Source organism: Pseudoalteromonas rubra, assembly GCF_000967655.1.
GTDB classification, from domain to species: domain Bacteria; phylum Pseudomonadota; class Gammaproteobacteria; order Enterobacterales; family Alteromonadaceae; genus Pseudoalteromonas; species Pseudoalteromonas rubra_A.
Window position 1 is genome coordinate 54,546 of sequence record NZ_JXYA01000058.1, and the last position, 9,707, is coordinate 64,252.

Annotated in this window: 12 protein-coding genes; 10 read left to right on the forward strand and 2 right to left on the reverse strand. The window is 49.8% G+C overall.

Annotated features, from left to right (window positions below; all coding sequences use genetic code 11):
* Positions 1 to 198: 198 nt before the first annotated feature.
* Positions 199 to 672, forward strand: a complete 474-nt coding sequence (locus TW77_RS21075; RefSeq protein ID WP_046006931.1) for an Rsd/AlgQ family anti-sigma factor — start codon at positions 199 to 201, stop codon at positions 670 to 672.
* A 113-nt stretch (positions 673 to 785) separates the two neighbouring features.
* Here TW77_RS21075 and fkpA read toward each other — a convergent pair whose 3' ends face one another.
* On the reverse strand, positions 786 to 1,556 hold the full coding sequence (gene fkpA / locus TW77_RS21080) for an FKBP-type peptidyl-prolyl cis-trans isomerase (protein WP_046006932.1): 771 nt from the start codon (positions 1,554 to 1,556) through the stop codon (positions 786 to 788).
* Between the two features lie 268 nt (positions 1,557 to 1,824).
* Between fkpA and TW77_RS21085 the strand changes: the two genes are divergently transcribed.
* A complete protein-coding gene (locus tag TW77_RS21085) occupies positions 1,825 to 2,817 on the forward strand; it encodes a WD40 repeat domain-containing protein (protein ID WP_046006933.1) in 993 nt (330 codons plus the stop codon).
* A gap of 2 nt (positions 2,818 to 2,819) precedes the next feature.
* On the forward strand, positions 2,820 to 3,032 hold the full coding sequence (locus TW77_RS21090; protein ID WP_046006934.1) for a SlyX family protein: 213 nt from the start codon (positions 2,820 to 2,822) through the stop codon (positions 3,030 to 3,032).
* Positions 3,033 to 3,089: 57 nt separating this feature from the next.
* Here the strand turns inward: TW77_RS21090 and TW77_RS21095 are convergent, their stop codons facing one another.
* A complete protein-coding gene (locus TW77_RS21095) occupies positions 3,090 to 3,290 on the reverse strand; it encodes a YheV family putative zinc ribbon protein (RefSeq protein ID WP_010386993.1) in 201 nt (66 codons plus the stop codon).
* 172 nt (positions 3,291 to 3,462) lie between these two features.
* Between TW77_RS21095 and TW77_RS21100 the strand changes: the two genes are divergently transcribed.
* The 7 genes from TW77_RS21100 (at position 3,463) to TW77_RS21125 (ending at position 9,325) form a co-directional block, all read left to right on the forward strand.
* Entirely contained in the window at positions 3,463 to 5,385 is a 1,923-nt protein-coding gene (locus tag TW77_RS21100) for an ATP-binding cassette domain-containing protein (RefSeq protein WP_046006935.1), read from the forward strand.
* Complete coding sequence (locus TW77_RS21105; RefSeq protein ID WP_046006936.1) at positions 5,379 to 5,822, forward strand: TIGR02444 family protein; 444 nt, start codon at positions 5,379 to 5,381, stop codon at positions 5,820 to 5,822. Before TW77_RS21100 ends, TW77_RS21105 begins: the two co-directional genes overlap by 7 nt.
* Positions 5,823 to 5,940: 118 nt before the next feature.
* Entirely contained in the window at positions 5,941 to 6,081 is a 141-nt protein-coding gene (locus tag TW77_RS25825; protein WP_010386996.1) for a DUF3149 domain-containing protein, read from the forward strand.
* A gap of 309 nt (positions 6,082 to 6,390) precedes the next feature.
* Positions 6,391 to 7,392: a hydrolase gene (locus tag TW77_RS21110; RefSeq protein ID WP_046006937.1), complete on the forward strand. Its 1,002-nt coding sequence runs from the start codon at positions 6,391 to 6,393 to the stop codon at positions 7,390 to 7,392.
* Positions 7,389 to 7,634 carry a YheU family protein gene (locus tag TW77_RS21115; RefSeq protein WP_046006938.1) on the forward strand — a complete coding sequence of 82 codons (246 nt, stop codon included), beginning with the start codon at positions 7,389 to 7,391 and terminating at the stop codon, positions 7,632 to 7,634. The genes TW77_RS21110 and TW77_RS21115 overlap by 4 nt, the downstream gene beginning before the upstream one ends.
* Positions 7,635 to 7,732: 98 nt before the next feature.
* Positions 7,733 to 8,917, forward strand: a complete 1,185-nt coding sequence (locus tag TW77_RS21120) for a dipeptidase (protein ID WP_046006939.1) — start codon at positions 7,733 to 7,735, stop codon at positions 8,915 to 8,917.
* 174 nt (positions 8,918 to 9,091) lie between these two features.
* Positions 9,092 to 9,325: a hypothetical protein gene (locus TW77_RS21125; protein ID WP_046006940.1), complete on the forward strand. Its 234-nt coding sequence runs from the start codon at positions 9,092 to 9,094 to the stop codon at positions 9,323 to 9,325.
* The last annotated feature ends 382 nt before the right edge of the window (positions 9,326 to 9,707 follow it).

The following is a 9,707-nucleotide window of genomic DNA, read 5'->3' on the forward strand; positions in this document are numbered from 1 at the left end:
ATAGCCCGTTATTTACTCACTAGACAAAAAAAGAGGTTGACCTTTGCATCAGATTTCCTTTTTATAGAGGACAGATAAACATAATCGGCATCACCGCTTTTTGGTGGTCACTGTCAAGTCTTGACCCCGTTTTGGGTCACACTGTGCCGATGTTTTTGGCAAGCCACGGGCAGATTATGACCCGCTAAGGAGATAACTATGCTGTCACGCTTAGAACAAGCCCAACAAAGGTGGGGAGGTAGCCATAGCGTTATCGACAACTGGTTAGCTGAACGACAGGAGCTTTTGCTGCTGTATTGTAAGGTTGCAGGCCTGTCTCCGTTTGAACAGGACGACCACGCCCTGCCTGATCAGCTACAGATCCAGACATTTTGTCAGATCCTGATGGATTACCTGTCCGCCGGGCATTTTGAAATTTACGACAACCTGGTTGCCGCCTGTAAAGAAAAGGGCCCACAAAGCCTCAAGCTGGCGCAATCGCTGTATCCCAGGATCACGGATACCACCGACCTGGCACTGGACTTCAACGACAAGTATGCAGAGGCGCAGTCAGACAACCTGATGGCAGACTTTGATAAAGATCTTTCTGAGCTGGGTGAAGCCCTGGAGTTGCGCTTTGCACTCGAAGATGAACTGATTGATAACCTGTATGCGAATCACAGCGAAGATTGATCACACTGAGTGAATCTGTAAAGTAAAAAAGCAGACAATAAAAAAGGACCGCGTTGGTCCTTTTTTATTGGGTCTTTAGTAAAGCCCCATCGACTGATGAGGCTAAGACTAAATTACTCTGAGTCGTGCGCGTGACCGTGCTCTTTCTCTTCCTGGATTTCAAGTAGTTCTACTTCAAATACCAGCGTAGAGTTAGCCGGGATCTTACCCAGGTTACGCTCACCGTAGCCAAGCTCTGAAGGGATAGTGAATTTGTACTTAGAGCCAACCGCCATCAGCTGCAGACCTTCAGTCCAGCCAGCGATAACCTGGTTCAGAGGGAAAGTAGCAGGCTGGTTACGTGCATAAGAGCTGTCAAACTCAGAGCCGTCCAGCAAAGTACCTTTGTAATGTACTTTTACGATGTCAGTCGCAACTGGCTTTTTACCTTCGCCTTCGCTCAGTACTTCGTACTGCAGACCAGACTCAGTCACGTTAACACCGTCTTTCTTCGCGTTTTCAGCCAGGTACTCTGCGCCTTCAACCTTGTTCTTTTCCGCATCTGCTTTGGCTTTTGCTGTTTGCTTTTCACGTACAGATGAGTCCAGTGCAGTCAGAACTTCACGAATTTTCGCTTCGTCCAGTTTAGCGTTGCCGTCTAGTGCATCTTTGAAACCGCGCATGATCAGTGCCTGGTCCAGCTCAATGCCCAGCTCTTTCTTGTCTGCCATATCTTTTTGCAGGAAGTTACCAACCGATGCGCCGATACCATAAGCTTGCTGCTGCACTTCAGTTTCCAGCTTCACTTCTTCAACTTTCGCTGTTTTTTCTTCTGCTTTTTGATTACAAGCGGTCAATGCCAGAACCGCGGCAGCCACTAAGGATAACTTAATTGTTTGTTTCATGTTTTCTCTCCGACATACCCAGGCTCAGAGTGCGACAATCACTATCCTGGTTGGGTGTCTTTGTTAAAATTATATTAATCTTAAAAAGGGTGGATGCCACATTAACATCCGTAGCGCATAAAGCCAAATTTCTCTTTTTGACGCAAAATTCATTTCGGGATCGGCGACATTCATATACCGATAGGCTAATATCAGTTTTGTGGCCTCTGCAAATTACCCATTAGTCTACTCGCTGCAAATCATGGAGTTAAGAGGAAATACCGAATTTATGCCCAAAATTTTACGGCGCAACGCACAAATTGCCTTTATTCTCATCACCTCACTGCTTGCTGGCTGCCCCACAGACAGCTCGGATGCGCTGTTGACTGTAGAACATGCCACGCGTGGTGCCTTTGCCGCCGCTATTTCACACGATGGGCGTTACAGTTTAGTGTCGTCCATCGAACATGGAGTGGTTTTATGGGATAACACCACCCATGGTTTGAAATATCAGTGGTCTCAATCACAGCAAGCCGACGAGCTGGTACATTCACTGGCCATTGCCCATGACAATTCCAGTGCAGTGACCGCAGCCAACGACCGCTTCGCCATATGGCGTTTATCCGATGGCCAGAACATTGGCTACTACCAGATAGAACAAGGCACCATCCGCGACATCGCAATCAGCAACGAAGGCCGCTATGTGCTCTACGGACGCAGCGACAATGTGGTTGTGCATCTCGACTTAGATAGCGGCAGGCGCATAGAGTTCCTTGGTCATCAGGAAAAAATTAACAGTATTGCGCTGTCACCCAACGGCCACTTTGCGTTAACCGGGGCCAATGATTACAGCGCTTACTTCTGGGATACCCGCACCGGCCAGGTGATCCACCGCTTTAACCACCCCAGTCGGGTCACGAAAGTGGCCTTAGATCCCGAGGGGCGCTACGCGTTTACCGCAGACAGCATGAAAAAGGCCAGCATCTGGCAGCTCACTTCAGGTGAAATCAAGTCACAATTGCAGTATATTGCGCGCCAGAAGATATTCAGTGCCGTGCGCTTCAATCAGGATGGGCGGTTAATTGCGACGGGCTCGCCAAACCGGCAACTCACCCTGTGGCAGGTTAACAGTGGTGAGAAGCTCGCAACCTGGCGCGTAAAGCCGCGTGAGGGCAGCCGACCTAAGTCCGCAGTGGTCTTCGCTGTGGCCTTTACAGGAAACGACAACACCCTGCTGACAGAAAGTTCCAGCGGCCTGTTAGAACAATTTGCAAGAGAGTAACCATGACTGAACTCGAAGATCGCGTTAACGAGCTGGAAGCCAAAGTGGCGTTTCAGGACGAAACCATAGAGACTTTAAATAATGAGCTGAGTGCGCATCAGGTACGCCTTGCCAAAATGCAGCGCCAGATTGAATTACTGGCAGAAAAGATTAAAGAAGGCAGAGATCCGGGCATGATGCCGCAGCATCAGGAGCCGCCACCGCCACACTATTAATGGCACAGCCGGGCGGGTTAAACCCGCTCTGACTATTGAACTGTGAAGCCACACCCCTTATTCAGGTCTGAATACCCCAATAACCTGTTCAAACTGACGCGTTGACGCCTGAACGGCTTCTTTTGGCTGGGTCATAATATGGCCGCACTTCACGCACTCGACCTTTTCCACGTCATGCTCTTTGTACAGCATCATCACATCTGCTTCATGACATTCAGGGCAGGATGCTCCTGCAATAAAGCGCTTTTTCTTTCTCACCTTTAGTTACCTCAGGTTAGCTGAACCTTTGACGGTTCAAATGACGATTCATATCACGGGCCGCACGCCCTGTGGGGCCATTTTATCCTATATTACTCACTGTTGATACGCTTGGAGTGTCTGCGGGGATCCGTGTTATGATGCGCGCATAATCAAACAGTGATGTAACGGTATGATCCAGCTTTCGAATATTGAACTTATGCGCGGTGGTAAAACACTGCTTAAAAATGCCAGTGCGACCTTGTTTCCACAACATAAAGTGGGCCTGGTCGGGGCCAATGGCTGTGGTAAATCCTCTTTGTTTGCTTTGCTTAAATCAGAGCTACACCTGGATGCCGGCGAGCTGCAAATTCCGAAAGACTGGTCCATCGCATCCGTGAAGCAGGAAACCCCGGCGCTGGCCGTCAGTGCACTGGAATACGTGCTGCAGGGTCATCCGGAGTATTATGCCCTGCGCAGTGCCCTGCACAGTGCCGAAGCTTCCGGCGATGGCGCCGAGCAGGCCCGTCTGCATCAGCAAATAGAAGTGGTTGGCGGCTATGGTATTGAAGCCAAAGCAGGAGAGCTATTGCATGGCTTAGGGTTTAGCAATGCACAGCTCAGCGATGCCGTGAGTGCGTTTTCCGGTGGCTGGCGAATGCGTCTGAACCTGGCGCAGGCATTGATCCGCGACGCCGATCTACTGCTGCTGGATGAGCCAACCAACCACCTGGATCTCGATGCCGTTTACTGGCTGGAGCGTTTCTTAAAAGCCTATCAGGGCACGTTAGTGCTGATCTCGCACGACCGCGAGTTCCTTGATGCGGTGGTCGATCAGATCTGGCACGTCGACCAGCAACAGCTCAACGTGTATAAAGGCCACTACTCACAGTTTGAACGCCAAAAGGCCGAGCGTATGGCGCAGCAACAGGCGCTATACGACAAGCAACAAGCCACCATTGCCCACCTGGAGCAGTTTATTACCCGCTTTAAAGCCAAAGCCAGTAAAGCCAAACAAGCACAAAGCCGGGTTAAGGCACTGGAACGAATGGAAAAGCTGGCACCTGCCCATGCCGATTCGCCGTTCAGTTTTGAGTTCAGCAATCCGGACAACATGCCCAACCCGCTAATGACACTGGATCAGGCTCAGGCCGGATATGGTGACGTGACCATATTACACAAGATCAAACTCAACCTGGTACCGGGCAGTCGTATCGCCCTGCTGGGCCGTAACGGCGCCGGTAAGTCAACGCTTATCAAACTGCTCGCAGGTGAGCTATCGCCACAGGCAGGAGAAGTCTTTCAGCATCAGGGGCTAAAGATTGGGTATTTCGCCCAGCACCAGCTGGAATCGCTGGATCTCAGCGCCAGTGCTGTGACGCACCTGCAACGTCTCGACCCGCAGGCCAGTGAGCAATCACTGCGCGATTTTCTGGGTGGCTTTGCCTTTAACGGCGACAAAGCGCTGGAGCCGGTAAAACCGTTTTCCGGTGGTGAAAAGGCCCGCCTGGTGCTGGCCATGCTGGTGTATCAGAAACCGAATCTGTTACTGCTGGATGAGCCAACCAACCACCTGGATCTGGAAATGCGCCATGCGCTGGTCATGGCACTGCAAGGCTTTGAGGGCGCGATGGTCACCGTATCCCACGACCGCCATATGCTTAAACACACCGCAGACGAATATTACCTGGTCGATCAGGGCGAGGTGAGTGCGTTTGGTTATGATCTGGATGCCTACTATCAGTGGCTGCTCAACGCCAATAAAGAAGCGGTGCGCAAAGACAGCAGTGAAGACAAAGCCCACTCTAGTGTGAACCGTAAAGAACAGAAACGCCTGGAAGCCGAGTTCCGCAAGGCCGTTCAACCGCTGAAAAAGTCCATAGATAAGCTCGAAAAAGAACTGGATAAACTCAGTGCAGCACTGGCTGAGGTGGAAACGGCACTGGCCGACAACGACCTGTATTCAGAGCAAAATAAAGGCAAACTCAGTGAGCTGCTGGCGCAGCAGGCTAAGCTGACGCCTGAGCTGAATGACACCGAGGAAGCCCTGCTTCTGGCGCTTGAAGAGCTGGAAGAGAAACAGGCGCGTTTCGAGCAAAGTGGCGAGATATGCTAGACGCAGCAGATTTCTGGAGCTATGCCTGCACGCAGTATGCCCGTGCAGGTATGCAAGATGCGCTGCTGAGCTTGCAAGAAAGCGAGGATAAAAGCGTTAATCTGATCTTGCTGCTAATGTATCTGGACGCGCGCGGCATGTCCCTCACAGCTGAACAATTTGCAGGACTGCACACTGTGTGCAAAACCTTTGACCACACAGTGCTGCATCCCCAACGCCGGGTGCGCGCCACACTCAAACAGCAACACCAGCACTATGCGCAATATGCCGAGCTGCGCCAGTTTATGCTTAAAGCGGAGCTGGCCCAGGAGAAGCTACAGCAGTCACTGCTTATCGACTATCTCAATCAGCACCCCCTGCAACCAAACCTGTCTGCGGACAATCTAACTCACTACCTGACACCCGCTCAACAGGGCCGTATCCCCGCAAAAACATGATCGGGATCAAGCAATTTACCAAGTCCCGACTGGGCACTGGTGAAACTTGATCTTGATCATATCTGGTCTGTGCATGCTCGACTAAGATTACCTCATCGACAAATCAGGAGGCACAGACATGAACGTATTCTTCAGAGACTTTTTTACTGACCCAGTGTTATTTCTCTCTTTCGGCATCTTGGGCGTGGTAATCGTACTGTGTTGTTTCTACGTCTACTACTTCATCAAGAAAGTACAAGAAGCAGAAGTACCTGAGTAAATCGTCGACACTCTTTTATGTTATTCGAAACATGTTGTTGAAACGTTAAGCAATTAGTTCCCGTTCTAGAATTAAGCACGACGCACAAAGCACCTTATCAGCTCAGCTGGTCGGGTGCTTTTTATTATACCAATTTCACTAAATACCTGCTTCGAACATTCTTTGGGTTATTTCCCGCAGTTTGATACACTGATCTCATTTCAGGCTCATCATACCAGTCTATTCATTGACGTCAGACGAGGCGATTTTCTTCTGAGTGCGTGCATGAGCCTCACTGTCGCAGAGGTATTTACAGGAAATACGAACCACATGTTAAAGCCGTCAGAGTTATCCTTTCAACCCGCCTGGTGGATGCGCAACCGTCACCTGCAAACCATTTTGCCCCGCATGTTCAGGCCAACCCTGAAAGCCGATGTGCGCTATGAGCACCTCGAAACACCCGATGATGACTTTTTAGAACTGGCCTGGGCCAATCAAGGGGATCAACAAGCCCCACTGGTTGTTGTGCTGCATGGACTGGAAGGCAATATCAATAGTTTCTATGCCAAAGGGCTGCTCCGTGCCCTGACCGCCGCCGGGCTGGATGCCGTGTTGATGCATTTTCGCAATTGCTCACGCCAGGTAAATCGTCAGCCCCGGGCCTACCACAGCGGTGAAACCAGTGACCTGGCATTTTTGCTCGACACCCTGAAACAACGTTTTGTCGACCGCCCCTTATATGCGGTGGGATTTTCGCTGGGCGGTAATGTGCTGGCCAAATATTTGGGAGAGCAAGGTAATAACAGCCTGCTGGATGGTGCCGCGGTGATCTCAGCGCCCTACCATTTGTCGTCTTCCTGCCAGGTGATCCGTAAAAGCTGTTTTAAGCTGTATCAAAAGTATTTGCTGGATCGCATGAAGCGATCGTTCGCCCGTAAGTTTGATCAGATAGAGCACGCCTTACAGATCGGCCGCGACGAGATACAACAGATCCGCGATCTGTGGCAATTTGATGAGCGGATCACGGCGCCATTGCACGGTTTTAAAGGCGCTGAAGACTACTACGCCAAGGCCAGCGCTCAGCCCTACCTAAAGCAGATAGCCACGCCAACCTTGCTGATCCACGCAGCCGACGATCCTATGCTGTCGAGCCGTGCAGTGCCCACTGCGGATCAGATCAGTGATCAAGTCACCCTGGCAGTGTCTCAGCGTGGCGGTCATGTTGGCTTTATCTCCGGACGCAACCCTTTTAAGCCGGTTTTCTGGCTTGAGCAAATTGTCCCTGCTTATTTGCATTCATTACTCAACCATCGAGTTTCAAAGAAATTATGATCATTCCATACCAACAACTGGACCCAACCACACTGAGCAACCTGATTGAACACTATGTGCTGCGTGAAGGCACCGATTATGGCGACAGCGAAGTCAGCACCGAGCGCAAGGTCGAACAGGTGCATGCTCAGCTCAAGTCGGGTGAAGCCTTGCTGGTGTATTCCGAGCTGCACGAGTCGGTGAATATTGTTTCAAAAGCCCAGTTTCAGGCGATGCAGGCACAGGAATACAACTACGAATAAATGCGGTCAGCCCCGCAGGCTGGCCGACAGAATGGATTGTAGATAAGCACCAACTTGCTACAATCGACACACACTACAAAGAATAACAAGGTCAATCCATGAAGTTACCCGCTACACTCTGCGCACTGGCGTTAAGCTTGTCGAATGCCTATGCCAATGATATTCAGGTGTCTGAGCGCGCCAAACACATCGCTAAGCAAAACATTCTGATCGATACCCACATCGATGTGCCCTATCGTATTTTGGAGCACTGGGAAGATGTGACTAAGGCCACCAAAAGCGGCGACTTCGACTACCCTCGCGCTGTGCAAGGCGGCCTGAATGCGCCATTTATGTCGATCTATATTCCCGCTAACCTGGAGTTTGAAGGCAAAGGTAAGAGTTACCAGCTGGCTAACCAGTTGATTGACGGGATGGAAGCGCTGGCACAACGTGCACCGGATAAATTCGCGATGGCCTACAACACCAAAGACATCTATCGCCATTTCCGCGAAAAGAAAATCTCTGTCGCCATGGGCATGGAGAACGGCTCACCGATTGAAGGTGACATGGCCAACCTGAAGCACTTCTTCGACCGCGGTGTACGCTATATCACACTGGCCCACTCGCAAAGTAACCATATTTCCGACTCGTCCTATGACATTCGTCGCAAATGGAAAGGCCTGAGCCCGTTTGGTAAAGAGCTGGTCGTGGAGATGAATAAGATTGGCATGCTGATCGACGTCTCACATATTTCAGATGCCGCGTTTTATCAGGTGATGGAGCTGTCTAAAGTGCCCGTGATAGCCTCACACTCCTCATTGCGTAAATACACCCCGGGTTTTGAGCGCAATATGGATGACAAAATGCTGAAAGCACTTAAAAAGAACGGTGGTGTTATTCAAATCAACTTTGGCTCCAGCTTTGTGACCAATAGTTCTCGTACCTGGTACGATCAACGTAACGAAGCAGAAGAGCAGGCTACCAGCCAGGGCAAGAGTAAAACCGATTTCAGAGCGGCGTATCGCGCGAAAAACCCCTTCCCTTACGCCACCTTAGAGCAAGTACTGGATCACATTGACCACGTGGTTAAACTGATCGGTATCGACCATGTAGGCATTGGCTCTGATTATGACGGTGTGGGTGATTCTCTGCCTATCGGATTAAAAGACGTTTCAACTTACCCTAACCTGGTACAGGGTCTGTTAGATCGCAACTACACCGAAGGGCAGATCAAGAAAATCCTGGGCGGCAACACCCTGCGCGTCTGGCGCCAGGCTGAAGAATACGCCAAACAGTTTTAATACCCTGTGAGAAGTGGTCACGCCACTTCTCATTCTTTCCCCACTCTTTTAGTTGCTTTGCCTCAATTACACTCACAGCTCTTCCATATCCTTAATTGATCAAATAGACTTAATTTGAACAAAAAACGTTCACATATTGGCGAGAGCCTTCAAAAAATAGATAAGGAAATATCCATGAAACTGAAAATCAATAAGAAAAAGCTTAAATCACTGACACAGGATAACAAAGTTCAGCTTGAGCAAACCCCTCAGGTAGCCGGCGCTGGCTTTGGCACAATGACGGGCACCACAAGACCTGGCACTACATGTCAGGATACATCGCGCTGTGCATCGCGCCAGAACTTATCACGCTGTTGTAATATCACCGAGCAGGCCAGTTGTAATGTTGGTCATAGCTGTCTGTGCTAATTGAGCGATAAGTGCCTTATTCGTGTGTGCAGCACACGTATAAGGCCTACCAGTCATTCCTGCTAAGGCCATTGAAAAACTAAGCTCATCATTACTCTCCCCTATCGCATTCGATAACGATCAAAAACACTCAGCAACAGAAACATTAAATTGAAAGTACAAAGTAACTGTGAGACTAGGCGCAGAAGCGCTGCGGAAAATGTAATAAAACTAAGAAAACATGTTGATGATTGGAGTAATGAGGAAACACGAAAACAGATAGATTTCAGTAAAGAAATAAGATAGGTGGTTACAGGAAGACTTATATATAAAGTTAGGTATTATCGAGGTTTTGTACCGACAACCTTCGGCGTTACCACTGAAAAAGTGGTTGCGGGAGCCG

Excerpts from the sequence above, each read along its gene's own strand:
- TW77_RS21075 (WP_046006931.1), top strand. The coding sequence starts at position 199 with ATGCTGTCACGCTTAGAACAAGCCCAACAAAGGTGGGGAGGTAGCCAT.
- fkpA (WP_046006932.1), bottom strand. The coding sequence starts at position 1,556 with ATGAAACAAACAATTAAGTTATCCTTAGTGGCTGCCGCGGTTCTGGCA.
- TW77_RS21085 (WP_046006933.1), top strand. The coding sequence starts at position 1,825 with ATGCCCAAAATTTTACGGCGCAACGCACAAATTGCCTTTATTCTCATC.
- TW77_RS21090 (WP_046006934.1), top strand. The coding sequence starts at position 2,820 with ATGACTGAACTCGAAGATCGCGTTAACGAGCTGGAAGCCAAAGTGGCG.
- TW77_RS21100 (WP_046006935.1), top strand. The coding sequence starts at position 3,463 with ATGATCCAGCTTTCGAATATTGAACTTATGCGCGGTGGTAAAACACTG.
- TW77_RS21105 (WP_046006936.1), top strand. The coding sequence starts at position 5,379 with ATGCTAGACGCAGCAGATTTCTGGAGCTATGCCTGCACGCAGTATGCC.
- TW77_RS25825 (WP_010386996.1), top strand. The coding sequence starts at position 5,941 with ATGAACGTATTCTTCAGAGACTTTTTTACTGACCCAGTGTTATTTCTC.
- TW77_RS21110 (WP_046006937.1), top strand. The coding sequence starts at position 6,391 with ATGTTAAAGCCGTCAGAGTTATCCTTTCAACCCGCCTGGTGGATGCGC.
- TW77_RS21115 (WP_046006938.1), top strand. The coding sequence starts at position 7,389 with ATGATCATTCCATACCAACAACTGGACCCAACCACACTGAGCAACCTG.
- TW77_RS21120 (WP_046006939.1), top strand. The coding sequence starts at position 7,733 with ATGAAGTTACCCGCTACACTCTGCGCACTGGCGTTAAGCTTGTCGAAT.
- TW77_RS21125 (WP_046006940.1), top strand. The coding sequence starts at position 9,092 with ATGAAACTGAAAATCAATAAGAAAAAGCTTAAATCACTGACACAGGAT.